Raw genomic sequence first — 26,297 nt, 5'->3', positions numbered from 1 at the left:
TTCAAATAAAATATTCGATATGCCTATAGACATTAATATACTTATTTTCATCTACCAACGAACTTACATTATTTATGAACAGCTTTTAGCTAGTTAAATTAGATTAGCTTGTATAATATCAAATTTATTTTTCTATGTTAGCAGACTGACAACTGGGACAATGAACATTAATGCTGGCCATGAGAAAACCTTAAAAGCGTGCATTATATATCACAATCAACTAATTGAATGCATCACCATTTCCTAGAGTAATTTTCATAGTTTTATTTTATATGAAAACCATTTACAAACATCAGATAGCTACCCTCTAACACATTTTTTATAAGCAAAAAGATCTCAAGTAAGTACCAAAAGTATACTTATTGGTTTCCTTAACTTATAGGGCGGTAGTAACTCAGCAAGTACCAGACTGATTTAGATTCTGGTAAATACACACTAACGCTATCACCGCCCTTGAATTATTGTTGATGGGATAATACAACTATCCAGATAGAATAGAATTGTATAATAAACATGATGTTATTTTTCAGGTTTATAATCATAAGTATAATAATGATAATTACCATACCCATAATAACTCGCCGCACGCTTAACAATGGCGTTAAGGATCACACCTTTAATTTCAGTACCATTTTGTTCAAAGCGACGAATGCTCACTTCAATTTCTTTTACCGTATTCATCTCAAAACGCGCCACTAGCAATGACGTCCCTGCATGACGACTAATAACCGCAGCATCAGTGACAGCCAAGATTGGAGGCGTATCCAACAACACCAAATCATAATGCTCTCCTGCCCATTTGATGAACTCCGCAAAGCGGCTATGCATCAATAATTCAGAAGGATTCGGCGGCACCTGCCCACGGGGAATAAAATCCATGTTTTCCACCGCGGTTTTGCGCACGCTTTTTGTCACATCGCACTGGCCGGATAAAATATCAGACAGGCCATCCGTACCTTGGGTTCCCATTAGCTCATGGGCATAACCTTTACGCATATCACAGTCAACGATAAGCACACGCTGTCCTGATTGCGCAATAACCGCTCCTAGGTTGGCACTAACGAACGTTTTACCAATAGCAGGGCTGGCACCGGAAATCATCAGTACGTTATTTTTCGCTTCCATCATGGCGAAGTGCAGGCTGGTACGCAGGCTTCTAATCGCTTCAATCGCCAAGTCCGCTGGATTACCGACTGCCAGCAAATCCGTTGCCCGCGTATTGCCTTTTTTATTTTTTTTGCCTAGTAAAGCTCGGTCTTTTTTCTGTTGCCATTCGGAAAGTGGCACACTGGCATACACATTAATACCGAGCTCTTCCAACTGTTCGGGGCTTTCTATGCCTTTATGCAATAGCGTTTTCAGTATGACAAAAGCGGTTGATGCCATTCCCCCCAAGATCATTGCCAGTAGAACAACCAAGGCCTTTTTAGGCTTCACCGGCTTTGGCTGAATAACAGCATTGTCCACGATACGTACGTTACCGACGGTGCTGGCCTTATTAATGCTGAGCTCTTGCTGTTTATTCAGCAGTTGCATATACACTTCTTGCCCAGCCTGAACATCCCGCGTGAAACGTAAAATCTCCTGCTGCGTTTTCGGCATTGCTCCTATACGCTTATTAAGTTTATCGCGTTCCTGCTCCAGCGTTTTACGCTTTTCCATCAAGGCACGATAGGCAGGGTGCTCGCGAGTATACAATTTCGAAATTTCTGCTTCTTTAAACGTCAGCTCATTCAACTGTGCTTCAACCGCTACCGTGGTATCCAGTACCGCTTTCGCCTCTAAAGAAAGATCGACGGATTCATTCTGTTGACGGAATTGATTAAGCTTGTTTTCTGCCTCATTGAGTGAACTGCGCACATTTGGCAACTGCTCTTTTAAGAACTCTAAACTCTTGCCTGCTTCTTCGGATTTACGCTCTACGTTCTGTTGCAGGTAATTTTGACTAATACTGCCCAATATCTTAGTGGTAAGCGCCGGATCTTCACCTTCCAGACTAAGCGCTAATACCCCCGTATCTTTGCCTTTATCTGCTACGCTAAAATTATCCAGCAGGTCATTGATTGCAGTTAATTGATTCAGTTTTTGAATGCGAAAAATGGTACCCGGTTCAGCTTCAATACCACTGACTAATAAGGTAATACCGTTATGATTTTCTAACTGACCGACGCTGCCAGTGAATTTCACGGTGTCACCCGCTTCCAAGGCGTATTGTTGGTTAGGTAACACTTCCAGCGACAGTGTTTCATCTTGCCAAGATGTTGGCACATCAAGGCGGGATACTGCGATTTTGCTCGGTTCATTGCCCGCCAACCGTGCAATACCTTTACCCACTAACGGGAAATATTTTTGCTCAACATCAATATCCAGTGCCAGATCGTTCACCGTTTTGCCGATCACCATACGGGATTTAATCAGTTCAATCTCCGCGGCTGATTGCGGCTTGGCATCCGGCAACATGCTGGAAATATCATTTAATAGCGAATTACCAGAGTTTTGCTCCACCTGAATCAACGCATCGGCTTTGTAAACGGGCGTGGCCAGCATGGCATACATAATGCCTAAAACGGTAAACACCGCCGTCACACCAATAATCAACCAGCGGTTATCCAGCAATGTCCCTAATAAACGCCCTAAATCGATCTCATCTGAATTGGTTTCAGATACTTTTACTGAGGTTTTCTCTGTCATCGGATTCTCTGACGATTAACGATTTAATGCCTGCGCCCATTTTTGCGCAGACTGCTCAAGTTGTGAGTAAACGAATTCAAATGCTTCGCGGCTTTTACGATAGGGATCGGCAATTTCCTGCTGATTCAGCCAGTGGCCAAATAGCATGGTTTTACCTCGCACCTCTGGCGCGATGCGGCTCACCCCGTCAATGTGGCCTTTCTCCATCACCAGAATCAGATCGTACTGGCGGCATAAGGCTGAAGTTAATTGCTGCGCCTTATGTCCTTCAAGAGAAAGGTTATGCTGATTTGCCACGTCAGTAGCAGTTGAATCCGCAGGCTTATCCACCAATGCACCTAGCCCAGCAGAGGCTATTTTTTTTGTTGGCAACGCCTGTTTCAACAGCCGTTCTCCGGTTGGAGAACGGCAAATATTCCCCACACACACCACCAAAATTGAATCAAACATAATGATCTCTACGGCCAGTTACGAACACGCAACGTCCCTTCGGTTAATTCATTAAAGCCGGAAATGGTCGGTACAAGTTGGCTGATAACGCGGTTCCAGCGAACGAGCGGCGCCGTGGTGACATACACGATGTCATACGGCTGCAGCTTGAATTCTGTGCCCATTACCATCGCTGTGGCATCTTTGGCATTAAGCTGGTAGATGTCTGCCAGTTTTGGGCCTTGCGTGCCACGTAGTGAACGGATTACAAAAATGCCTGTGGCATCAGAAAATGTCTGATCTATCCCTTCCGCATTACCCAAGGCTTCCGTCAGCGTCATACCACTACGGTCCATTTTGAGGGTACTTTGCTTTTTCACTTCCCCCATCACAAAGACTTTCAGGTCGTCATTACGGGGAATGTAGAGAATATCACCAGGGTAAAGCAGATGGTTTTGTGAAAGGTCGCCGTTTTGCATCAGCGCTTGAAGGGAGAGTCGTTGTTCTTTGCCATTGTGGGTTAGCACAATATTACGCCAGTCGGCGTTTTCCGTCAGCCCACCCGCTTTGTTAATTGCGTCCAGAACGGTCAGTGGCACGTTAGTAATCGGCTGTTGGCCGGATATCGCCACTTCACCCGTCACGTAGGCTTTCTGTGAGCGGAAGGCCGCAATGCTGACGTCTACCTGAGGGGACTCTATATATTGCGCTAAACGCCCCATTATTTGATCGCGAACTTCAGTGACCGTTTTACCCGCGACGCTCACTTTACCAATATAAGGATAAAAAATTGTGCCATCGGAATGTACCCAGTTACCGGTATCTGCTGCGGTACGGTACGTCCCCGCAGGGGTCGTCAATTCAGGGTGGTCCCACACCGTGACCATGATGACATCACCAATACCGATGCGGTATTCATACCCCTGCAATTCCTTTTCCAAAGCAGGGTTAGCTTGCGCTATTAGTGGTTTAGGACGCATCTTCTCCACTAAATAAGGGGTTAGTGGGTAAACATTGACCAGTTTATCGATATTGAAATCCGCATCTTGCTGTTCAACTACGTTTTTACCGCTAGTAGAAAGGTGAGAACCAGGAACTAGGGTACAACCGCTCAATAGCGCTACCGACACCATCAAGGGCATCAATTTTCGTTTGTGCTTCATCATCCTGTCTATGCCATCGCTCTTGATTGAATATTGCGCAAATCCCTACAAAATAGCTCATTATTATAGAGAATAAGTTATTAGATTAAACCATGGTCTACGGTGTTAAATGCTGACAATTCACCGTTTTAACGGTGTTGTACCATTTTTTTCCACGATCGTTACAGCAGAATGCGAATCGCGAGTGGTTTTCCGAAACCATGTCAACACACGCCATATCCGACTAATCATCCAGAAGTAACCGCAGAAAACCATGAGGAATACACTAAGCATAATAGACTCAGCGATGCCAATACGCTCGCTAAGAATTCCTATAGCTGAAAATAGCATCGCCACAAGAAGAATAGCGACCAGCGCCTGATGCGGAGTAAGGCCTGCACGCATTAAGATATGGTGCAAATGCTCACGGTCAGGTTTAAACGGGCTATCGCCACGTCGAACACGGCGAACCATAATTGTCACCATGTCCATGAGTGGGATAGCGATAAGCCAGAGCGCAGTCACCGGACGAACAACTGCGTTTCCACCCTGTGTGGCCAGCATCAGTAACCATATGACTGTAAAGCCGATTAGCGTGCTGCCCGCGTCCCCCATAAACACCTTAAATTTCTTTCCCCACATTATGCCTAAATTAAGGAAGATATAAGGCAACGTTGCCGCGAGCAGGCACGCGCTCCAAAGTGCTAATTCATTATGGCCACCAAGGTAGAACACAATAGCGAGCGCTCCAAATGTTACGCAGGAAAGCGCTCCCAGTAAGCCATCAATCCCGTCAACCATATTGAAGGCATTGATGGCTCCCCATACTGCAAATAATGTCACCGTGTAGCCAAAGATGCCGAGGAAAAGCTCATATCCGAAGAGAACGTGCCCTAATGTCTCTAAATACAACCCTGCATACATCATTAATCCAGCGACACCAGCTTGCAGCCCTACTCGGGGTAACACGGGGAGATCAAAACGGTCATCCAGCACACCAACAGCCAAAAGCGCGGTGGCACAAACCATATAGAGAGAAAAATCGGGTAACCAATTTGGTTGCAAGACGTATAAAACCCATAGGGCAAGATAGATTGATACCCCTCCAACAAGGGGAATATGGCCTTTGTGTTTCTTACGGATGTTAGGTTTATCAACTAAACCCACTTTGATTGCCACTTTTCTAGCTAAGAAAAGTGCGGCAAAAGCGCTTAGAAATATCACTATAAATTCTTGCATTTTTACACCATCATCAACCGTTGTATGTTTCTGCACTAGGCACGCTACCGCCCTTGGCTTGTAGCTACCAATGCACTATCAAAGTACGGCCCCAGTCCTGTGGTTTACATTTTTAAAGCGTTAAGCTACAGATTTATTATGGTTTTTATTTTAGAAAGAGAGTAAACCATCGAAGTGCTCCCTCTCTAGCAGCAAGCATATGGCAATTGACAAACCTGCCATTCCATATCCTCAATGTGACAGGCAATACTAAACCCAGCTCAAACAACTAACATAGTATTAACCACTCAAGCGGGAGCACAAGGATAAGATGTTTAGGGAGAGGTTTTTTCGGAATAAGACTACGGGTATCCATTGTGTAAAAACCTCCATAAGTATAAAAAATCAACTAAAAGAACAAAGCCAGTCTATTTCAGTCATAAAAGCAGCGGTATGGAATGTAAAACCACCGAATTGTGTGGCTATTCGCAACTGGGCGCCATTCTATGCTCGGATACATAGCGTAATCAAATGTTACGGCCTGTATCTCTGCTATGCCGCATAAAATTTTGCTTAAGATCTATTACATTATTTTGTAATGTCAGTAACGCTCCCAATATGTTGGGCATAAAAAAGACAAAAATATTAACCTAACGTCTGCTAACGCTATCCCATGGTAAAGAATATCCCTGCAAATTCTGGTTCATCTGTGCATGCCCTGATACGCTATCGAGGTTATGTTCATTTAAAGGTGAAAAAAGAGATATGGAGTGGATCGCTGATCCAACAATATGGGCTGGGTTGACCACGTTGGTTGTCCTGGAACTGGTTCTGGGCATTGATAATCTTATCTTCATTGCCATTCTGGCTGAGAAACTACCAAAAGAACAACGCGATAAAGCCAGAGTCGTCGGTCTATTACTTGCCTTGATTATGCGACTGGGTCTACTGGCGTCCATTTCGTGGCTGGTGTCGTTGACTACCCCCTTCTTCACGTTCCTTGGGCACACCTTCAGCGCTCGCGATGTCATCATGCTGGTTGGCGGGCTATTCCTACTCTTTAAAGCCACTATGGAGCTCAACGAACGCCTTGAAGGAAAAGATGAGGAGCAGCAAACCCAACGTAAAGGCGCACGTTTCTGGCCGGTAGTCGCACAGATTGTAGTACTGGATGCCATATTCTCACTGGACTCCGTGATTACCGCCGTCGGCATGACTGACCACCTGCTGGTCATGATGTCCGCCGTGACCATTGCTATTTTCCTCATGCTGCTGGCCAGCAAGCCGCTGACCCGCTTTGTCGCTGAACACCCGACCATCGTTATCCTGTGCCTCAGCTTCTTACTGATGATTGGTTTCAGTCTGGTCGCGGACGCCTTTGGTTATCACATCCCTAAAGGCTATCTCTACGCCGCGATAGGTTTCTCAGTGATGATTGAGATGTTGAATCAGGTTTCCCTGTTCAACCGTCGGCGCTTTCTTTCTTCCACGGTTCCACTGCGCCAGCGCACCGCGGAAGTGGTTTTGCGTATCTTGCGCGGTAACCATGAAGAAGCTGAACTGGACAACCAAACCTCATCGATGATTGCAGATAACACTCGGGCAGGTCAGGAAGTCTTCAATATTCAGGAACGCCGGATGATAAAGCGGGTATTAGGACTGGCGCAGCGAACCATCAGCAGCATTATGACGTCACGGCATGATATCGACCCAGTTGAGCTGGATATTACGCAGGATGCACTCGCCAAACTGTTAACGACCAACCAGCATTCCCGACTCGTGGTCACTGACAGCCACACCTCCGACGAGCCGCTAGGCATCATAAATGTTGCCGAATTACTACAACAGCAACTAAACCGCGAGCCGTTCAATCCACGTATTCTGATTCGTCAGCCGCTGGTCTTTCCTGAACAGCTTTCACTTTTGCAGGCTTTGGAACAGTTTAGAGAAGCGCGAACGCACTTTGCGTTTGTCGTTGATGAATTCGGTTCGATGGAAGGCATAGTGACATTAAGCGACGTGATGGAAACCATTGCTGGCAATCTGCCGCGCGAAGGAGAAGATCGCGATGCGCGCCACAGCATTCAGCAAAATGACGACGGCAGTTGGATCGTAAATGGCTATATTCCACTGGAAGACTTAACGATGTATGTTCCGCTGACGCTGGATGAAAAGCGCGAATACTACACATTGGCAGGGCTATTGATGGAGCACTCGCAGCGGGTTCCCCAGGTGGGCGATACACTGTCAATCGATGGCTATCAGTTCACTATTCTGGCAGTGGAAAGTCATCGTATCGTGGAGGTCCGTATCACACCGAACGACGAACTACAGACTGATTTTGAAGTGTGATGAAATAGGGGCTAGGGGATGACTTATCTGTTCCCCTCCCCTGACGGGCAATACATTGATGTTCGAGCAATCCTATCAGACAATAAGAGAATCGTAGGAACGAGGGCTATCACATGTTCGATAAGATCGTTTTGACATTGAAAAAACAGATGCCCGACATCAAAATTATTTATCTCTTTGGTTCCCAGGCTACAGGCAATGCCAGAGCGGACAGCGACATTGATATCGCCATCATGGCTACGAGAGCACTGGATCCCGTTGAACGCTGGGAGCTATCTAATCAATTAGCAAAGGAAGTGGGTCATGACGTCGATCTTATCGATTTATTGCAGGCTTCAACGGTATTAAAAATGGAGATCGCTCGTAACGGCAAGCTGCTTTATGATGCGGAAACAGCAGCGGGAGAATTTGAAATGACAACACTCTCGATGTACCAGCATCTCCAAAAAGAGCGCGCGGATATCATTCGTAGTTTTAATCAGGATCTAAAAGCATGACAGATATCTTGCTTAACAAAAGCAGCACCATACAAAGATGCCTACGTCGTATTCATGAGGAATTCAATACTGAGGGAAGGGTTTCGTCAAAATTTCACTAAGCAAGATTCCGTCATACTTAACATACAGCGTGCCTGCGAAGCCGCTATTGATATTGCTAATTACCTTATCCGTATCAAGCAGCTAGGCATACCACAAAGTAGCCGCGATAGCTTCGCGCTTCTTGCTGCAAACCAGATTATTACGATTGATCTGTCTGATAATTTGCAAAAATGGTGGGATTAAGAAATATTGCCGTGCATGACTATCGGGCGCTCAATCTGGATATTGTCATCCACGTCATTTCTCATCGTTTAAGCGAGTTTGAACATTTTATCAAACAAATAGCCCGGTACAGCGGCAGCCAGCACCTTTAGAGCACATAGCTTAAAAGTGCTGCTGTTTACCTAATTTCTGCTATCAGGCAGGCACCATAATTTCAGTGGCAACGACTACCACAATCAGCCCAACCAGAACCGGAACCGATGTGCGCTTCACCACCTCGAACGGCGATATTTTTGCCATCCCAGCAACAGCAACCACTACGCCGGATACCGGAGAAATGGTACGACCCAGATTGGAAGCCTGAAGCATCGGAATGGCCAAATAGGCTGGGTTGATACCCATTTGTGACGCCAACTTTGGAATCAGCTCAACAAACGCATAGAACGGCGCATTACCCGAACCCGTTGTCATCGCAGCCAGCATCGTGATCGCAACCAACACCAGCATAATCACCAGCCCGCCGCTGCCAAATGACTGCGCCAGGCCAATCAGACCGCTGATAAAACCAATAGTGCCAAGCCCCTGAGCAAAGACACCGGCCGCGACCAGCAGAATGACGACACTAGAAAACGCATCAGCCATCCCACGATAAGCGACATCCAACCCATCAAACACTTTTTGCGCACTGAACGAACGAACAAATTCCAGCACCGCGGCCAGCACCATACAGATAACCAGTACGGTGATGATATGCAGCTCCGGCCCCCATTTGCCATCAAACACCAGCACCCCCATGATCGGCGTAAACGGCAGAATGGCGTAAAAACGCGGGGCATCCGTTTTGATCTCGCTGACATCCAGAATCTCATGGCTAACGTTCGCTTTGTTATCCAGATAGCGCTGCCAGAAGAAATGCGCGACGGCCATACACACGATCGCCATGATGGAAATAGGCAGCGTGGCCTTAAAGGCGAAATCCACTAATTTCATCTGTGATGCCTGTGCAGCAAGTACCACGTCGCCCGACGTCGGCGACAGGATCAACGCCACAGGGGAAGCACAGATTGCGGCAGCAGCACCGCGGCTAATACCGACGTTCACCATGACGGGGAACAGCGTTGCCATCAACAGCACACCGAGTCCCGTGGCCGATGACACCGCCAACGACATCAGACAAGCGACAAAATAGGCCGCGATCATCAGTAAGTAAGGTGAGTTAATCATTTTCAGCGGGCGGGAAACCAGCTTCACGACAACATCATTGGCACCAATGTGCGTCATATAAGCCGCAAATCCACACAGCACCATAATCATCATGCCGAGATCGCCACCGCGGCTCATCAGCAAAATTTTTACGTATTCAACAATATCCGTTGCGCTCCAGCCTGTCGCCTTCGCACTGGCTGGCAATACATTTTTCCCCAGCATGGCACTGATTGCCAAAAGTAAGAGGCCTCCTACCAGCAACACGCCAGTCGCGGAGTACCCTTTTATAATGTAACGACCAACCAGAATCGTTACAGCAACACCAATCAAAAGTTCGAGCATAGTGGGTTTCGATACCTGAGTAATAAATTATCTGACAGACATTCCCCGGCAGCGGAATAGCGCCGCACCGAAAATAGGGAGCGAAGTTTACTGCTTTAGAAAATAAAAAAAGAGAAAAATATTAATATGCAGCGTTAAAAAAGAGACACCGGGCACATAGCCAGGCTGGAGGAGGATGACAAACTAAGGGAAAACGTTATCAAGAAGCTGCCAGTCTGCTGACAGGAATCAGCAAACTGGCTAAAAGCGCAGCATGTCAGAAAATTAAAGGCGGTCGAGTAATTGCTTCAGATCCTTACCTTTCTGGCTTTGTTGATTTTGGCTGGCCCAGTCATTCAGACGTTTCTTCAACTCGTCCTGTAGGCGTTTACGCAGCAGTTGATCCACCTGTAATTGGTAATTCAATTTATCCCACTCGCCATAGACACGTAACGGGATCGCCGTGTTTTTCAACACGCTGACCAGTTGATCATCCCCCTGCCACCCTTGCGTGATAGAGACATTCAAGTTGACATCACACGTCTGGGCTGGCAAATCGAATTGACCAACACCGGTTAGCGACAGCAGCTCTGAGCGGCCATTGAGATCGGTAAGGCGTAACTTACCCGCATTCAGTTGCACTTTCCCGTTCAACTGTTGCAGTTCGGTATAGCGATCGTAACGTTCTTGTCCTCGCACATTCCCATTGCTACGCGCGACGGCCATCTGCACCATTTGCTGGATATTCAAACCCTGTAGACGAACGTTATTGCCTTGCAGTGTCGCCGTCCCCTGCCACTGTTGGAGCAACGCAGGTAACGCAAAGCTATTGCCGCTGAACTGCCCCGCCATCGACAATTTCCCACTGACCGTCTCGGCGGGCAGCGCAAACGCAGCCATTAGTTGAGACAGTTCAACATCCTTGAGCTCCGGCCGTAGCATGATGTTGGTCGATGACTTCGTCACAACTTTACCGGGCAATGAGAAATGTCCACCGCCCAGTTCACCGCTCAAGGCAGTAACATCCAGCAGCCCCAGCTGATTGTCTGCCCGTAGCGTAAATTGGCGGACATCGAGTCCACGATAGACCAGCGTCGCGACCTGTAGCGACAGACGCGCAGTGAACATCTGTAAGCTGTCTTCTGGCTTGGTTAGCCCACTTTCATTTGAAATGACAGGAGCAGATGATTTAGCTGACACGACAGCGACATTGTTCTCTTTCACCGACGCGATCCCCAGCAGGGAATCCAAGTCGAGCTTTTCAGACAACAGGTCCAATTCGTAGTGTGGGATATCCCCCAGCGTCACGCTACCGACGCCAGACAGTTGGCTATTATTGGTACTGAGTGAAAGCTGGCTAAACGTGATTTTTTCAGGCTGCTGTTGATAACTTGCCTGAACACTCCCCGTTCCACTGATACCGTTTACCGGTATTCCTGCCCCCTGAAGCTGGTAATCCAGTTTGGTAATATTGGCATTGACCTGCTGGGGGAAATGCAGCAAATCGACATCGGCGGCAAGGGAGAAGGCAATATCGCGCTGATCGCGATTGATGCGGCTTGATAATTCAATGTTGACCTGGCGTTCGCTGTTCTGCTCCATAGCAAGATTAATATCACGAACATTAATTTGTTCGTTCTTGCTGCGTTGCAGAATCAACAGGCTATCCGCGACTTTTATCTTATCGATATCCAGCCGCCAGCGCCGTTCTTCAGATGGAGTCTGCGATCCCGCTGGGGCAATGGGCGCATTGTTAGCCTGCTTGGCTTCACTTTCCGGCGTCAGGCGAATAATGGCACCTTTCAGCATCACCTGCTTGACTGCTAGCTTGTGTGATAACAGCGGCCACAGTTGCACATCAAGACGCATGTTCTCGGCGCTGACAATCGGCGCACTGGATCCCGGTGCGCTTAACGACATTCCACCAGATAATATGCTCAGTTGCGGCCACACATGCCAGCGCAGATCGCCATCCAACTGAAGGCGATAGCCGCTGCGTTCCTCAACCTGCTTCACCATGTAGGCGCGGAAGTCATTGGGATTAACCAGTACGACCAAGGCCGTCATTCCTGCCACCAGCACCACAAGCAGAATTGCCAGCGTCGTCAGAAATCTTCTCATGCCATCCTCATTGCGAAACGCACGGCCACCTGCTTTTTACTTTACAGGCCTGTCGCCAGACGCTTAGTCTTTATCGATCCGGCTCGCTACCGCACCCTGTTGATCTTTATATTTGGCATCCTGACGGCGGTTGTAAGGACGAGCAGCCGGCCCGGAAAGCGGTTCAAAACTCAGAGCGCCAATCATCATGCCGGGGCGTAGCGCCAACGGCAACTTACCTGAATTATAGAACTCCAGCACAATTCTTCCTTGCCAACCTGGATCAATACGGTGTGCGGTGACGTGAACCATCAATCCCAGACGGGCTAGCGAAGAGCGGCCATCCAGCCAACCAACCAAGTTATCCGGCAGCGTAACGGATTCAAACGTCACTGCCAGCGCTAATTCTCCCGGGTGGAGGAAAAACGCCTCGCCTTCTGGCAAATTGATTTCATCACTCATAACGCGATCCAGCGCTGCGCTGACTTCATCTTTCGGGCCACTTAAGTCAATGAAGGCCGCAGTGTGTCCGCGGAAGACGCGAAACTGATTTCCCAAACGAACATCAACGGTCGCGCCACTGATCCTCTCAGTAGGTGGACGGGGTGTAATCACCAGTCGGCCATCATCCAGCCAGGCTTCAATGTCACGGTCACACAGTCTCATCTTATTCTCCATTCGACGCCAGTATCTATCAGATAAACCTCATCTACCCGTCATACTTCGCGTTGCCTCCACGTTAGTGATGCAACGCGGATTATCTCGGGTAGCGACTACTCAAAAAACTGGCTTATCTTGGCTTTCAAAATATCAATCGCAATACGGTTTTTCCCACCGCGCGGCACAATAATGTCGGCATACTGCTTAGAGGGCTCAATAAATTGCAGGAACATCGGGCGCACGGTCTTCTGATACTGTTCCATCACGGAATCCATTGAACGCCCGCGTTCATTAACGTCGCGACGCATACGGCGCAGTAGGCAAATATCCAGCGGTGTATCGACAAAAATAGAGAAATTCATCTCACTGCGCAGGCGCGCATCCGTCAGCAGCAGGATACCTTCCAGGATAATGACCTTTTTCAGCTCGATATGCACGGTTTCCTGCTTGCGGGTGTGCTCGACATAGCTGTACTGCGGGACTTCGATCGCCTGACCCGCTTTCAGCATCTGCAAATGCTTGAGTAGCAGACTATGATCCATCGAACTCGGGTGGTCATAGTTAGTTTTTACCCGCTCTTCCATCGTCAGGTGGCTTTGATCCTTATAATAACTGTCCTCAGATATCACCCCGATATGCTGATCGCCAACCTGATCGCGCAATTCTCGATACAAGGTGCTGGAAATAAGACTTTTACCCGAAGCGGATGCTCCTGAGATCCCGATGATGACGCACTGGTGAGACTGATCAGTCATGGTATTAACGACCTGATTAACATAAATAAAAGAGAGGGGAATGCGCCAACGGGCGCTTTGACGCGGCAATTATAGGGAGTTACCCCCCTTCACGCCACCCTTTCTGCGTATTGCGCTCTAGGGAAATCGCCTGCTAGCGTAGGATCAAGCCGGGCCAGAGCCCGGCTTTTATACCCGTCATACTTCAAGTTGCATGTGCGTTGGCTTCGTTCACTCACCCGAATCACTTACCTGAGTAAGCTCATCGGGATTCCTTACCTTGCCGCGTTACGAGGCGCATAAATGAGCCTCGCCCTACGGGTCAACGCCTTGCGTTGTTCAAAACGCTAACGTTTTGTCCTGAAACTCGAATTATTTAGGGTATATAGCAGGCTACAGCGCCCGGAAAGAAATTTCGCCGGGAATCGTGTCACCCTGCCAGTAAAGCTGAGCGGCAACCTGCCCCGCCAGTTCGCGGTACAGAGAGGTAAATTCGCTATCCGGCTGGCTGACCACCGTCGGCTCACCGCGGTCAAGGTCTTCACGCAGGGAGATATGCAGTGGAAGCTGACCTAACAGGGAACAGTGATATTTTTCCGCCAACTTCTGCGCGCCGCCCGTGCCGAAGATCGGTTCCAGATGACCGCAGTTGCTACAGATGTGTACGCTCATATTCTCAACGATGCCCAGTACCGGCACGCTGACTTTTTCAAACATCGCGATACCCTTCATGGCATCCATCAGCGCGATATCCTGTGGCGTCGTCACGACGACAGCCCCGGTGACAGGAATACTCTGCGCCAGCGTCAGTTGAATATCACCCGTACCCGGCGGCATATCTAATACCAGATAGTCCAAATCAGGCCAGAGTGTATCCTGCAACAGCTGCAATAATGCTTTGCTGGCCATCGGCCCGCGCCACACCATGGCATTATCATCCGTCACCAGATAACCAATCGAGTTGGTTGCCAGGCCGTGCGCGATAATCGGAGCCATATGTTGACCGTCCGGCGAGGTTGGGCGCTCACTGGCAGACCCCAGCATAGTCGGAATGGAAGGACCGTAGATATCGGCATCAAGAATGCCCACATTGGCACCCTCAGCCGCCAATGCCAGCGCCATGTTGACCGCCGTACTGGATTTGCCGACACCGCCTTTCCCGGAACTGACGGCGATGATGTTTTTCACGCCCTTCACACCGGCCTGATCGTTAACCCGGCGCAGCGTCGCGATATCGTGCGTTAAGCGCCACTCGACCGCCTTTGCGCCCGATAAGCGTAATAGCTCATCGCTAACCGTTTCTTTTAATACTGCCAACCCGCTCAGCCAGACAAACGGCATCGTCAGGTCGATGTGCAATACGTTGTCCAGCAGCGCACAATGGCGCAGTGCATTCAGTGTCGTCAGGTTATTTTTCAGTGTCGGGTGCTGAAAAGTAGATAAAACCCCGGTGACCATCGCACGCAGTGCTTCAGGACGCTGTTCGGGGACTGTCGCGTTCATTCCGGCTCCTTGAAATTCTCATATTTGACCGTTGAGACCCTGTACAGCATACCAGAGCCATCACAGTCTGACGCCCTTCGGCATCAAAAACGTGGAAACGCTACGCAAAATAAAAGCGGCCATGTGGCTTCCTGCCGTTTTTACTCACGCCAGCGGTTTACGCAGCAAGGCGCTATCGGTTAACATCGATCTCCCTCTATTCACAAAAGAAAGCAAGTTCCTCATGACTCAAGTCGCAAAGAAAATCCTGGTAACGTGCGCGCTGCCTTACGCTAATGGTTCGATCCACCTCGGTCATATGCTTGAACATGTTCAGGCCGATATTTGGGTTCGTTACCAGCGAATGCGCGGCAACCAGGTTCACTTCATCTGTGCGGATGACGCCCACGGCACGCCAATTATGCTGAAAGCACAGCAGATGGGGATTGCGCCGGAACAGATGATTGCGGCAATGAGTCAGGAGCATCAACAGGACTTTGCCGGTTTCAATATCAGCTATGACAACTACCACTCCACGCATAGTGAAGAGAACCGTGAGCTGTCAGGTCTGATTTATCGCCGTCTGAAAGAGAACGGCTTTATTAAAAATCGCACCATTTCTCAGTTGTACGATCCAGAGAAAGGCATGTTCCTGCCGGATCGTTTCGTCAAAGGCACCTGTCCGAAATGTAAGGCTGTCGACCAATATGGCGATAACTGTGAAGTGTGTGGTGCAACCTACAGCCCCACTGAGTTGATCGAACCGAAATCAGTGGTTTCTGGTGCGACACCAGAAATGCGTGAAACAGAACACTTTTTCTTCGATCTGCCTGCTTTCAGCGAAATGCTGCAAGCGTGGACACGTTCTGGTGCATTGCAAGAGCAAGTCGCCAACAAGATGCAGGAGTGGTTCGACGCGGGTCTGCAACAGTGGGATATTACCCGCGATGCACCGTATTTCGGCTTTGAAATTCCTGATGCTCCGGGCAAATATTTTTACGTCTGGCTGGATGCGCCAATCGGCTACATGGGTTCGTTCAAAAACCTGTGCGACAAACGTGACGATCTGAATTTTGATGATTTCTGGAAGAAGGACTCAGACGCGGATTTGTACCACTTCATCGGTAAAGACATCGTTTATTTCCACAGCCTGTTCTGGCCGGCGATGTTGGAAGGCAGCGGTTTCCGTAAGCCGACGAATCTGTTCGTGCATGGCTATGTCATGGTCAACGGTGCCAAGATGTCTAAATCACGCGGCACCTTCATCAAGGCGGGCACGTACCTGCAACATTTGGATGCCGATTGCCTGCGTTACTACTACGCGGCAAAACTGTCTTCTCGCATTGATGACATCGACCTCAATTTGGAAGATTTCGTTCAGCGCGTGAACGCTGACATCGTTAACAAAGTCGTGAATCTGGCATCACGTAATGCCGGTTTCATCACCAAGCGCTTTGACGGCAAACTGGCGGACAAGCTGGCCGACGCCGAGCTGTACAAAACCTTCACCGATGCCGCCACCAGCATTGCCGAAGCCTATAGCAGCCGTGAATCTGGGCGTGCCATTCGTGAGATCATGGCGCTGGCGGATATCGCCAACCGCTATGTTGACGAACAAGCACCGTGGGTTGTGGCGAAAGCAGAAGGTCGGGATGAAGACCTGCAAGCTATTTGCTCAATGGGCATCAACCTGTTCCGCGTACTGATGACGTACCTGAAGCCGGTTCTGCCTTCGCTGTCCCAGCGGACAGAAGCGTTTTTGAACACGGAACTGAGCTGGGATGCTATCGCCACCCCGCTGCTGAACCATCAGGTTAGCCCATTCAAAGCGCTGTTCAACCGCATCGATCTGGATAAAGTGAACGCGATGGTTGACGCGTCTAAAGAAGACATGATCACCGCGCAAAAAGTCGTGTCCGGTCCGCTGGCAGACAACCCAGTGCAGGACACCATTAATTTTGACGATTTTGCCAAAGTTGATATGCGTATCGCATTGATTAAGCAGGCTGAACTGGTTGACGGTTCTGACAAGCTCTTACGTCTGACGTTAGATCTGGGCGGTGAAACCCGTCAGGTCTTCTCCGGCATTCGTGAAGCTTATCCCGATCCGGCTAAGCTGGAAGGCCGCTTAACCGTAATGGTCGCCAACCTGGCTCCGCGTAAAATGCGCTTCGGCATATCAGAAGGCATGGTGATGGCAGCCGGTCCCGGCGGGAAAGATATCTTCCTCCTGAGCCCAGACAGCGGCGCTCAGCCGGGCATGCAGGTCAAATAATCACCACATCAAGCCGGATTTTAATCCGGCTTTTTTTTGCAACAATTCCTCCACACACCCCCGCGAATTTCCCTTCGACTGGCTCATCGCTCCACATTATTTGTAACCATGAAATAACAAAATCGTTATGCATTACAATATATAACGAATAAAAAATATACCTCTTTATAGGTGTTATGGGGGTTTAAATACTTAAATTTTGATTTTGCGCAAAGCCCACAATTTATGTGTTGTTAAATTGCTCGCAACAAAAATGACACATAATTACACAGGGAAACTAATGCAACTGAATAGAAGAGGTTTCTTTAAAGTTTGCGCGGGGGGGATGGCTGGAACCACTCTCGCGGTATTGGGCTTTACACCCACGGAAGCAATGGCATCAGTACGTCAATATAAGCTGTTACGGGCAAAAGAGACGCGTAACAACTGCACCTACTGTTCAGTTGGTTGTGGTGTGCTCATGTATAGCCTGGGCGATGGCGCCAAAAACGCGAAGCCTTCCGTTTTTCATATCGAAGGTGATGCGGATCACCCAGTCAGCCGCGGCTCCCTTTGCCCGAAAGGTGCGGGCCTGGTTGACTACATCCACAGCGAAAACCGCCTGCTCTACCCTGAATACCGTGCGCCTGGCTCAGACAAATGGCAACGAATCAGCTGGGACGACGCGATTGAACGCATCGCGCGCCTGATGAAAGCTGACCGTGATGCCAACTTCGAACGCACCAACGCCAAAGGCGAAACCGTCAACCGCTGGCTGACTACTGGTATGCTGTGCTCTTCTGCCGCCAGCAACGAAACCGGTATTCTCGACCAGAAATTTGCCCGCGCACTCGGCATGGTTGCCATCGACTGTCAGGCACGTTTGTGTCACGGACCTACCGTTGCCGCACTGGCACCGACATTCGGCCGTGGCGCGATGACCAACAACTGGGTTGATATCAAAAATGCCAACGTCATCATCGTAATGGGCGGAAACCCGGCAGAAGCGCACCCGGTCGGTTTCAAATGGGCCGTTGAAGCGAAAACGCATAACAATGCGAAACTGATTGTTGTCGACCCACGCTTTAACCGTTCTGCTGCCGTTGCCGACCTCTACGCGCCAATTCGCGCGGGTTCAGATGCCGCTTTTCTGTTAGGTATCGTTAACTACCTTATTACGAACGATAAAATTCATCGCGAATACGTGGTGTCTTACACCAACGCCAGCCTGATCGTGCGTGATGATTTCAGCTTTGACGAAGGCTTGTTCAGCGGCTACGACGAACAAAAACGTCAATATGACAAATCCAGCTGGCAGTATGAGCTGAATGAAGCCGGTTTTGCCAAACGCGACAACACGCTCTCCCATCCGCGCTGCGTCTGGAACCTGCTGAAAGAACACGTCTCCCGCTATACGTTGGACATGGTGACATCCCTGTGCGGTACCTCAGCCAAAGATTATGAAGAGATTTGCCGTACGCTGGCTGAAACTTGCGTGCCGAATAAAACCGCAACCTTCATGTATGCACTGGGTTGGACACACCATACTAATGGCGCGCAAATCATCCGCTCCGCTGGCATGATCCAGCTTCTGCTGGGAAATATCGGTATGGCAGGCGGCGGCATCAACGCCCTGCGCGGTCACTCCAACATTCAGGGGTATACCGATCTGGGTCTGCTGTCGTTAAATCTGCCGGGCTATATGCCACTGCCGTCAGAAAAACAGCCGGATCTGAATACCTATCTGAGCCAAATCACCCCCACCGCCGTGTTACCCGATCAGGTTAACTATTGGAAAAACACGCCAAAATTCTTTATCAGCATGATGAAGAGTTTCTATGGCGATCACGCACAGGCGGCGAATAACTGGGGTTATGACTGGTTGCCGAAGTGGGACCGTAGCTACGACGTCATGGTACAAACCGAGCTGATGGTGGAAGGCAAAATGAACGGCTACATCGTTCAGGGCTTTAACCCCGTTGCCGCGTTCTCTAACAAGAACAAAGCGACTGAAGCGCTCTCCAGACTCAAGTACATGGTCATCATCGATCCGCTGGTCACGGAAACCTCCACGTTCTGGCAGAACTACGGTGAATTCAATGATGTGGATACGAAGTCTATTCAGACTGAAGTCTTCCGTCTGCCTTCTTCCTGCTTTGCCGAGGAAAATGGTTCTATCGCCAACTCTGGTCGTTGGTTGCAATGGCACTGGGCGGCGGCTGAGCCACCAGGAGAAGCCCGTCACGACGGTAAAATTCTCGGTAAGCTGCTGATGCGTTTGCGTGAGCTGTATAACGAAGAAGGGGGTACTTATCCGGATCCGTTGATGAACATCAACTGGAATTACAAAGACCCGGAAGACCCGCATCCAGAAGAGATCGCCCGCGAAGCCAACGGCATGGCGCTGGCTGATATCTACGACGACAGCGGCAAACTGATCCTGAAAAAAGGCCAGCAGCTCGCCGATTTCTCACAATTGCGTGATGACGGTACCACGTCCAGCTTCTGCTGGATTTACGCCGGGAGCTGGACCGAAGCCGGTAACCAGATGGATAAGCGTGACAACGCCGATGCCGGTCTGGGCTGCACGCCAAACTGGTCATGGTGCTGGCCGCAAAACCGCCGCATTCTCTACAACCGCGCCTCCGCCGACCTGCAAGGGAAACCGTGGGACAGCAAGCGTAAATTGCTGGAATGGACCGGTCAGAAGTGGCAAGGCATTGATGTGCCTGACTTCGCCGCAACCGTACCGCCGGGCAAAGACACCGGGCCATTCATCATGCTGCCGGAAGGTCTGGCACGTCTGTTCTCCGTGGACAAACTGGTAGACGGGCCGTTCCCTGAACACTACGAGCCGATAGAATCGCCTATTGGCACCAACCCGCTGCACCCGTCGGTGATTTCCAGCCCGGTGGCGCGTTTGTTTGCACGTGATGCGAAAACCATGGGCACCGCGAAGGACTTCCCTTACGTGGCGACCACCTACTCGATTACCGAGTTGTTCCGTCACTGGACAAAACACGCGCGTCTGAACGCGATTGTACAGCCGGAACAGTTTGTTGAGATCGGTGAAAATCTGGCGAAGAGCAAAGGCATTAAAGCAGGCGATGAAGTCAAAGTCTCCTGCCAGCGTGGCTACATCAAAGCCAAAGCGGTGGTTACGAAGCGTATCAAAACGCTGCAAATTGCCGGACGCAGCGTGGAAACCGTTGGTATTCCGTGCCACTGGGGCTTTGAGGGGGCCACGCGTAAAGGGTTCCTGGCTAACACACTCACCCCGAGCGTCGGCGACGCTAATTCACAAACGCCTGAGTACAAAGCGTTTTTGGTTAATGTAGAGAAGGTGTAAGGGTAGCCAACTATGTCAATGCAATCACAAGATATTATTAAACGTTCGGCCACCAACGGCTTTACACCGCCGCCGCATGTGCGTAATGACAAAAGCGAAGTGGCAAAACTGATCGATGTCACCACCTGTATCGGCTGTAAAGGCTGTCAGGTGGCCTGTTCAGAATGGAACGATATTCGTGATGAAGTCGGCCATAACTTCGGTGTTTATGATAACCCAGCGGATTTGAGCGCCAAATCTTGGACGCTGATGCGCTTTTCCGAAGTGGAAGAGAACGATCGTCTGGAATGGCTGATCCGTAAAGATGGCTGCATGCACTGTAGCGATCCGGGCTGTCTGAAAGCCTGTCCTTCCGCTGGTGCGGTTATCCAGTACGCCAATGGTATCGTCGATTTTCAATCCGAAAACTGTATCGGCTGCGGCTATTGCATCGCTGGCTGCCCGTTCAATATTCCGCGTCTGAATAAAGAAGATAACCGCGTCTATAAATGTACGCTGTGCGTCGACAGAGTCAGCGTTGGGCAAGAGCCCGCCTGCGTGAAAACCTGTCCGACGGGTGCCATTCGTTTCGGTACGAAAGAAGAGATGAAGCATCTGGCAGAAGAGCGCATCGCCGATCTGAAAAGCCGTGGTTATAAGAACGCAGGCCTCTACGACCCGCAGGGTGTGGGTGGCACACATGTGATGTATGTTCTGCACCACGCAGACAGACCATCGCTCTATAACAATCTGCCGGATGACCCGCAGATTTCTACGCCGGTCAACCTGTGGAAAGGCATTCTGAAGCCGCTATCTGCGTTAGGGTTTGTCGCCACGTTCGCCGGGTTAATGTTCCACTACATCGGTGTGGGTCCGAACACAGAAGAAACGGAGCATGAACACGAGGGAGAAGACAAAGAAGGGGGAGACAAACATGAGTAAATCAAAAATGATTTTGCGCACCAAGTTTATCGATCGCATCTGTCACTGGATTGTGGTGATTAGCTTTTTTCTGGTCGCGCTCTCAGGTATTGCCCTGTTTTTCCCAACCCTGCAATGGTTGACGCAGACGTTTGGTACGCCGCAGATGGGACGTATTCTGCACCCGTTTTTTGGCGTGCTGATCGTCATTTGTCTGATCCCGATGTTCTTCCGGTTCGTTAGTCATAACATCCCGAAGAAGCGCGATCTGCCGTGGTTCCTCAACATTATTGAAGTGTTGAAAGGCAATGAGCATGAAGTCGCTGAAGTGGGTAAATACAACCCAGGCCAGAAAATGATGTTCTGGAGCATCATGGGGCTGACGCTGGTGCTGCTGATCACCGGGGTAATCATGTGGCGTCCTTACTTTGCCCACCTGTTCCCGATTGATGTCGTGCGCTACGCCATTCTGATTCATGCGGTTGCGGCTATCGTCCTCATCCATGCCATCCTGATCCATATGTACATGGCATTCTGGGTTAAAGGGTCGATCAAGGGCATGATTGAAGGCAAAGTCTCCAAACGCTGGGCGCGTAAACACCACCCACGTTGGGCGCGTGAAATGGAAGAAAAAGAAGCGAAGAAATAACTCGCTCTTTCTTCATCCTGCCACTCACCTGAAATGCCGCGCCTCGCGGGCATTTCAGGCTGTTGACAAACCTATTTATCGAACGAGAACGGGAGTAACGGAATAGAAGAGTAAAGCGTTTGCGTCAGGAACGCTTTTGAACGTCGCTTGCGACGGCCCTGAAAGGGTGAATCTCATGAATGAGATTCATATCTGCGCAATCCGAGCGTACAGGGATGTATTTACAGCGTCTTTACGATCTATCCGTTACTACCGCCATACGGACTTTGTCAGCAACCTCGAATGCTCGCCTCGCGGGCATTTTTCTTTTTATCCGCAGTCAGCACGAATCGTTATAACTTAAACCCAAAAGTCATAATGTTCCCCTCTTCCTCGTCTATCGCTCAACGGCTATGATGCAATATCATTTTTAAATAGACATCCAGACATAAAGACAGCTATAAAGTAGTGACGCAGAAAACATAACAATACTGCCATCGACACGACACACTTTCATCAACACAAGATCCCTTTATAAAACGCCATGGAGCTGATAATGAAGAAATTTATGCCCACCCTGCTTGCACTGAGCTTACTGACTGCGTTACCGGCACTGGCTAATCAGAATGCCACCATTGCTCCCGTTCCGGCCGCTATCGCCAATCATGACGGTCCGGTTCGCATCGCCGTTATCCGCAACTTGGGTTCGGATGACAACACCACGCAATTTGTTTCCGGCGTGCTCGAAGAAGGAAAAAAGCTGGGCTTTAAGGTCAGCACCTTTCTGAGCAATGGCGATGATGCCCGTTTTCAGGATTTCGTGAATCAGGCGATTAGCCAGAAATATGATGGCATCATCCTGTCGCAGGGCCGCGATCCCTACTCTACCGACTTGATTAAACGCATCGTCGACAGCGGCATTGCCGTTTCCGTATTTGATACCGCCGTGAACGGCGAAATCCCAGGCGTGACCGTCACCCAGCAGGATGACGCCTCACTGACTAACGAATCATTCGGCCAACTGGTGAAGGATTTCAACGGTAAAGCCAACATCATCAAACTGTGGGTCGCTGGCTTCCCGCCGATGGAACGCCGCCAGCTTGCTTATCAACAGATCCTGAAAGCTAACCCCGGCATCAAGGAACTCGAATCGATTGGTGCCGTGTCCTCTGATGTACAAGGCGATACAGCCAACAAAGTCGGCGCCGTGCTGGCGAAATACCCGAAAGGCAAAATCGATGCAATCTGGGGATCGTGGGATGCCTTCAGCCAGGGTGCTTATAAGGCGTTGAAAGAAAACGGTCGGACCGAAATCAAACTGTACAGCATCGATATCTCTAATCAGGATTTACAGCTGATGCGCGAAGCAAACAGCCCGTGGAAAGTCAGCGTGGCTGTCGATCCTAAACTGATCGGTAAAGTTAACCTGCGTCTGGTTGCCAACAAGATTGCCGGTGAAGCGACACCTGCAACCTACGAGTTCCGTGCTGCTGCAATTCCACAGGCGCTGTTAGCCAGCCAGCCGGGTGCGGTCAACGTCGCCGGACTGGCGAAAATCATCCCAGGCTGGGGCCACACGGATGATTTTATCGCACCGTGGTTTGCTACACTGGAAGCCAAACAGGCGAAATAACACGGAGATAACTCATGGCATCGACCCCTCTGCCCACTCCCGATTACAGCCGCAACATGCGGCTGATTGGACACAGCGATCAGGGCGGCAGACCCGATGGCGTGCAGGTGATGGTTCATCGCGGGTACGCTTACATCGGGCATATGGTTTCACAAGGTGTGTCGATTGTGGATGTGCGCGATGCCAAGAATCCCAAGCCGGCGGGGTTTATTGCTGCCCCGCCCGGCACCTGGAATATCCACCTGCAAACACACGATGACCTGCTGCTTGTCGTCAACGCGCGCGATTTGTTTGCCGACGCCAGCTTCGCCGAGGAAAAAGTCTATTACACCCGCTCCGTCGCCGACACGGTCAGTACCAAACAGCAGGACAAAAGCTGGAGCGCTGGATTACGGATTTTCGATATCTCAACGCCGGATAAACCTCGCGAAATCAGCTTCCTGCCGTTGGACGGCATCGGCATTCATCGCATCTGGTACGTCGGCGGGCGCTGGGCGTATGTATCCGCGCTGCTCGATGGCTACAGCGACTACATTTTTCTGACTATCGATCTGGCCGATCCGCAGCGCCCAGAGGTTGCTGGTCGTTATTGGTTACCCGGAATGCACACTGCTGGTGGCGAAACCGCAAGCTGGCCGGAAGGCAAGCGTTACGCCCTGCACCACGCCATCATCAGCGGCGACACCGCCTATGGAAGCTGGCGCGACGGCGGATTGACGCTGCTGGACGTGAGCGATCGCACCAACCCACAGCTTATCAGCCACCGTAACTGGAGCCCACCGTTTGGCGGTGGCACACACACGGCGCTGCCGCTGCCGGATCGCGATCTGCTAATCGTGTTGGATGAAGCGGTATTGGATAATCAGGAAGATGGCGAGAAGTTGATTTGGGTGTTCGATATTCGTGAACCGCGTAATCCGGTGAGCATCTCCACCTTTCCGCAGCCGAAAGAGGCGGATTATGTGAAGAAAGGCGCACACTTTGGCCCACATAACCTGCATGAAAACCGGCCCGGCAGCTTCATCAGTTCATCACTGATTTTCGCCACGTACCAAAACGCTGGGGTACGGGCTTACGACATTAGTAACCCATATCAGCCGAAGGAAACGGGTGCACTGGTACCTGCTGCGCCAGACAGCATGGTCGACAAGCGCCCCGGCAGACCGCAAATTATTCAGTCTTGCGATGTGTTCGTTGATGCCGACGGAATTATCTACAGCACGGACTACAACGCGGGTTTGTCGATTATCGAATACCGCGGTTAATCGAAAAAAAGCCCTGCGGATAAACGCAGGGCTTAATGTTGTGCTTGGTTTGCTTAGTTCAGTGCCAGCACCGACACCCACATTGGTCCCTGACCGACGGCGTAACGCGCCAGCGGTTGCAGATCGCCCGTGTTCTGGTCGATGTGATACACCTCAATGTGCTGAGATTTCTGCCCTGCTGAAATCAGGAACTCACCGGTGTTGTCAATATTGAAACCGCGCGGCTGCGTTTCGGTCGGCTGATGTCCGGCCAGCGTTAACGTGCTGCCGTCTTCAGACACCTGGAAAACACTCAGCAGGCTGGCAGTACGATCGCTGATGTACAGGAAGCGACCATTCGGCGTAATGTGAATATCTGCCGCCCAGCGCGTATCGCTGAAACCAGCAGGCATGGCGTCCAACGTTTGCACTTTCTGCACGTCGCCGCTGGCTGTATCCAACTGATACACATCCACTGAACTGTCCAGTTCATTCACACAATAGGCAAAACGCTGATTCGGATGGAATGCCATATGGCGTGGACCGGCACCCGCTACCGTCGTCATTTCAGACTGACGATGCACGCTCAATTCGCCCGCCGCACCCAAATCGTACAGACGGATGCGGTCTTCTTTCAGGCACGGTGCCCATACAACAGAATTAGTTGGATCAATATTGGTAGAGTGGCACCCTTCCAGTCCGTCCAGTTGCTGGATCGGCTCGCCGACGATGCCGTCAGCACCAATCGGGCTAACGCTAACGCAGGCGCCGCTGTAAGATGCGCTAAATAGGAAACGTCCGTCATTATCGGTCGACAGGTGCGTCGGGCTGCCCAGTAAAGATGCGACACCCGCTTGCGTCAATTTACCCTGTTCATCAATACGATAGCTCAGAACCCTGAAATCAGGACGAACCCCAACATACAGGTGACGCTTGTTCGGTGCGATCACCATCGGCTGAACCTGTCCCGGAACATCAACGGTTTGCAATAATGTCAGATTTCCCTGAGCACCGAGTTGCCAAACATGAATCTGCTGGCTTTCCGGGCTGGCGACATAAACCACTTGCTGCATCGTATTCTCCTTATTTTTCACGCGAATGTGGCGGCACAGGAAGGCTCAAAAGAGGTTCATCAGAAGGATAACGAACTTGCTCAACCTGACGCACGGCATACCATAAATGACCAATTACTC

General features: G+C 50.1%; 19 protein-coding genes and 1 pseudogene. 9 read left to right on the top strand and 11 right to left on the bottom strand.

Annotated features, from left to right (window positions below):
• Positions 1-124: 124 nt before the first annotated feature.
• The 5 genes from EO763_RS23910 to wecA all read right to left on the bottom strand — a co-directional run bounded on the left by EO763_RS23910 (position 125) and on the right by wecA (position 5,501).
• The gene (locus tag EO763_RS23910; protein WP_161530358.1) at positions 125-181 is read right to left on the bottom strand and encodes an IS1 family transposase; all 57 of its coding nucleotides are present in this window, start codon (positions 179-181) and stop codon (positions 125-127) included.
• Positions 182-519: 338 nt separating this feature from the next.
• Complete coding sequence (gene wzc / locus EO763_RS07255) at positions 520-2,691, bottom strand: tyrosine-protein kinase Wzc (protein WP_161528519.1); 2,172 nt, start codon at positions 2,689-2,691, stop codon at positions 520-522.
• Between the two features lie 15 nt (positions 2,692-2,706).
• Positions 2,707-3,141 (bottom strand): arsenate reductase/protein-tyrosine-phosphatase family protein, encoded by a 435-nt coding sequence (locus tag EO763_RS07250; protein WP_039482628.1) that lies wholly within the window; start codon positions 3,139-3,141, stop codon positions 2,707-2,709.
• Positions 3,142-3,149: 8 nt separating this feature from the next.
• The gene (locus EO763_RS07245; RefSeq protein WP_161528518.1) at positions 3,150-4,286 is read right to left on the bottom strand and encodes a polysaccharide export protein; all 1,137 of its coding nucleotides are present in this window, start codon (positions 4,284-4,286) and stop codon (positions 3,150-3,152) included.
• Positions 4,287-4,403: 117 nt separating this feature from the next.
• Positions 4,404-5,501: a UDP-N-acetylglucosamine--undecaprenyl-phosphate N-acetylglucosaminephosphotransferase gene (gene wecA, locus EO763_RS07240; RefSeq protein WP_039492604.1), complete on the bottom strand. Its 1,098-nt coding sequence runs from the start codon at positions 5,499-5,501 to the stop codon at positions 4,404-4,406.
• A 744-nt stretch (positions 5,502-6,245) separates the two neighbouring features.
• On the opposite strand from wecA, the gene EO763_RS07235 reads away from it, so the two are divergent.
• The 3 genes and pseudogenes from EO763_RS07235 (at position 6,246) to hepT (ending at position 8,745) form a co-directional block, all read left to right on the top strand.
• A complete protein-coding gene (locus EO763_RS07235) occupies positions 6,246-7,832 on the top strand; it encodes a TerC family protein (RefSeq protein WP_161528517.1) in 1,587 nt (528 codons plus the stop codon).
• Between the two features lie 113 nt (positions 7,833-7,945).
• Positions 7,946-8,329: a type VII toxin-antitoxin system MntA family adenylyltransferase antitoxin gene (gene mntA, locus EO763_RS07230; RefSeq protein WP_161528516.1), complete on the top strand. Its 384-nt coding sequence runs from the start codon at positions 7,946-7,948 to the stop codon at positions 8,327-8,329.
• Between the two features lie 54 nt (positions 8,330-8,383).
• Positions 8,384-8,745, top strand: a pseudogene (gene hepT, locus EO763_RS23905) (type VII toxin-antitoxin system HepT family RNase toxin).
• A 43-nt stretch (positions 8,746-8,788) separates the two neighbouring features.
• On the opposite strand, the gene dcuC reads toward hepT, so the two are convergent.
• The 5 genes from dcuC to apbC form a co-directional block, all read right to left on the bottom strand.
• Complete coding sequence (gene dcuC / locus EO763_RS07220; RefSeq protein WP_039482643.1) at positions 8,789-10,141, bottom strand: anaerobic C4-dicarboxylate transporter DcuC; 1,353 nt, start codon at positions 10,139-10,141, stop codon at positions 8,789-8,791.
• Between the two features lie 264 nt (positions 10,142-10,405).
• Positions 10,406-12,241 (bottom strand): outer membrane assembly protein AsmA, encoded by a 1,836-nt coding sequence (asmA, locus tag EO763_RS07215; protein WP_161528515.1) that lies wholly within the window; start codon positions 12,239-12,241, stop codon positions 10,406-10,408.
• A 63-nt stretch (positions 12,242-12,304) separates the two neighbouring features.
• Positions 12,305-12,886 carry a dCTP deaminase gene (gene dcd, locus EO763_RS07210; protein WP_005974037.1) on the bottom strand — a complete coding sequence of 194 codons (582 nt, stop codon included), beginning with the start codon at positions 12,884-12,886 and terminating at the stop codon, positions 12,305-12,307.
• Between the two features lie 107 nt (positions 12,887-12,993).
• Positions 12,994-13,635, bottom strand: coding sequence for a uridine kinase (udk, locus tag EO763_RS07205; protein WP_010281304.1), 642 nt, complete (start codon positions 13,633-13,635; stop codon positions 12,994-12,996).
• Between the two features lie 372 nt (positions 13,636-14,007).
• Positions 14,008-15,117 carry an iron-sulfur cluster carrier protein ApbC gene (apbC, locus tag EO763_RS07200; RefSeq protein ID WP_010281301.1) on the bottom strand — a complete coding sequence of 370 codons (1,110 nt, stop codon included), beginning with the start codon at positions 15,115-15,117 and terminating at the stop codon, positions 14,008-14,010.
• A 223-nt stretch (positions 15,118-15,340) separates the two neighbouring features.
• Here apbC and metG point away from each other — a divergent pair, with 223 nt between their 5' ends.
• The 6 genes from metG (at position 15,341) to EO763_RS07170 (ending at position 25,125) form a co-directional block, all read left to right on the top strand.
• A complete protein-coding gene (gene metG, locus EO763_RS07195) occupies positions 15,341-17,371 on the top strand; it encodes a methionine--tRNA ligase (protein ID WP_161528514.1) in 2,031 nt (676 codons plus the stop codon).
• Positions 17,372-17,651: 280 nt separating this feature from the next.
• The gene (gene fdnG, locus EO763_RS07190; protein WP_161528513.1) at positions 17,652-20,699 is read left to right on the top strand and encodes a formate dehydrogenase-N subunit alpha; all 3,048 of its coding nucleotides are present in this window, start codon (positions 17,652-17,654) and stop codon (positions 20,697-20,699) included.
• Positions 20,700-20,711: 12 nt separating this feature from the next.
• The gene (fdxH, locus tag EO763_RS07185) at positions 20,712-21,620 is read left to right on the top strand and encodes a formate dehydrogenase subunit beta (RefSeq protein ID WP_039492610.1); all 909 of its coding nucleotides are present in this window, start codon (positions 20,712-20,714) and stop codon (positions 21,618-21,620) included.
• Entirely contained in the window at positions 21,613-22,248 is a 636-nt protein-coding gene (fdnI, locus tag EO763_RS07180; protein WP_010296735.1) for a formate dehydrogenase-N subunit gamma, read from the top strand. Before fdxH ends, fdnI begins: the two co-directional genes overlap by 8 nt.
• Before the next feature lie 535 nt (positions 22,249-22,783).
• Positions 22,784-23,860 (top strand): sugar ABC transporter substrate-binding protein, encoded by a 1,077-nt coding sequence (locus tag EO763_RS07175; protein ID WP_161528512.1) that lies wholly within the window; start codon positions 22,784-22,786, stop codon positions 23,858-23,860.
• Between the two features lie 14 nt (positions 23,861-23,874).
• Positions 23,875-25,125: an LVIVD repeat-containing protein gene (locus EO763_RS07170; RefSeq protein ID WP_161528511.1), complete on the top strand. Its 1,251-nt coding sequence runs from the start codon at positions 23,875-23,877 to the stop codon at positions 25,123-25,125.
• 53 nt (positions 25,126-25,178) lie between these two features.
• Here EO763_RS07170 and pgl read toward each other — a convergent pair whose 3' ends face one another.
• Positions 25,179-26,177 carry a 6-phosphogluconolactonase gene (gene pgl / locus EO763_RS07165; protein WP_161528510.1) on the bottom strand — a complete coding sequence of 333 codons (999 nt, stop codon included), beginning with the start codon at positions 26,175-26,177 and terminating at the stop codon, positions 25,179-25,181.
• Positions 26,178-26,297 lie beyond the last annotated feature (120 nt).

The sequence above is a fragment of the Pectobacterium odoriferum genome (genome assembly GCF_009931295.1).
GTDB classification, from domain to species: Bacteria; Pseudomonadota; Gammaproteobacteria; order Enterobacterales; family Enterobacteriaceae; genus Pectobacterium; species Pectobacterium odoriferum.
Note: the sequence above shows the minus strand (reverse complement) of the source record. Positions and strands in the feature narration are given on the sequence as shown.

Excerpts from the sequence above, each read along its gene's own strand:
- dcuC (WP_039482643.1), bottom strand. The coding sequence starts at position 10,141 with ATGCTCGAACTTTTGATTGGTGTTGCTGTAACGATTCTGGTTGGTCGT.
- fdnG (WP_161528513.1), top strand. The coding sequence starts at position 17,652 with ATGCAACTGAATAGAAGAGGTTTCTTTAAAGTTTGCGCGGGGGGGATG.
- wzc (WP_161528519.1), bottom strand. The coding sequence starts at position 2,691 with ATGACAGAGAAAACCTCAGTAAAAGTATCTGAAACCAATTCAGATGAG.
- EO763_RS07175 (WP_161528512.1), top strand. The coding sequence starts at position 22,784 with ATGAAGAAATTTATGCCCACCCTGCTTGCACTGAGCTTACTGACTGCG.
- EO763_RS07170 (WP_161528511.1), top strand. The coding sequence starts at position 23,875 with ATGGCATCGACCCCTCTGCCCACTCCCGATTACAGCCGCAACATGCGG.
- dcd (WP_005974037.1), bottom strand. The coding sequence starts at position 12,886 with ATGAGACTGTGTGACCGTGACATTGAAGCCTGGCTGGATGATGGCCGA.
- metG (WP_161528514.1), top strand. The coding sequence starts at position 15,341 with ATGACTCAAGTCGCAAAGAAAATCCTGGTAACGTGCGCGCTGCCTTAC.
- wecA (WP_039492604.1), bottom strand. The coding sequence starts at position 5,501 with ATGCAAGAATTTATAGTGATATTTCTAAGCGCTTTTGCCGCACTTTTC.
- fdxH (WP_039492610.1), top strand. The coding sequence starts at position 20,712 with ATGTCAATGCAATCACAAGATATTATTAAACGTTCGGCCACCAACGGC.
- asmA (WP_161528515.1), bottom strand. The coding sequence starts at position 12,241 with ATGAGAAGATTTCTGACGACGCTGGCAATTCTGCTTGTGGTGCTGGTG.
- EO763_RS07245 (WP_161528518.1), bottom strand. The coding sequence starts at position 4,286 with ATGATGAAGCACAAACGAAAATTGATGCCCTTGATGGTGTCGGTAGCG.
- mntA (WP_161528516.1), top strand. The coding sequence starts at position 7,946 with ATGTTCGATAAGATCGTTTTGACATTGAAAAAACAGATGCCCGACATC.
- pgl (WP_161528510.1), bottom strand. The coding sequence starts at position 26,177 with ATGCAGCAAGTGGTTTATGTCGCCAGCCCGGAAAGCCAGCAGATTCAT.
- apbC (WP_010281301.1), bottom strand. The coding sequence starts at position 15,117 with ATGAACGCGACAGTCCCCGAACAGCGTCCTGAAGCACTGCGTGCGATG.
- EO763_RS07250 (WP_039482628.1), bottom strand. The coding sequence starts at position 3,141 with ATGTTTGATTCAATTTTGGTGGTGTGTGTGGGGAATATTTGCCGTTCT.
- EO763_RS07235 (WP_161528517.1), top strand. The coding sequence starts at position 6,246 with ATGGAGTGGATCGCTGATCCAACAATATGGGCTGGGTTGACCACGTTG.
- udk (WP_010281304.1), bottom strand. The coding sequence starts at position 13,635 with ATGACTGATCAGTCTCACCAGTGCGTCATCATCGGGATCTCAGGAGCA.
- fdnI (WP_010296735.1), top strand. The coding sequence starts at position 21,613 with ATGAGTAAATCAAAAATGATTTTGCGCACCAAGTTTATCGATCGCATC.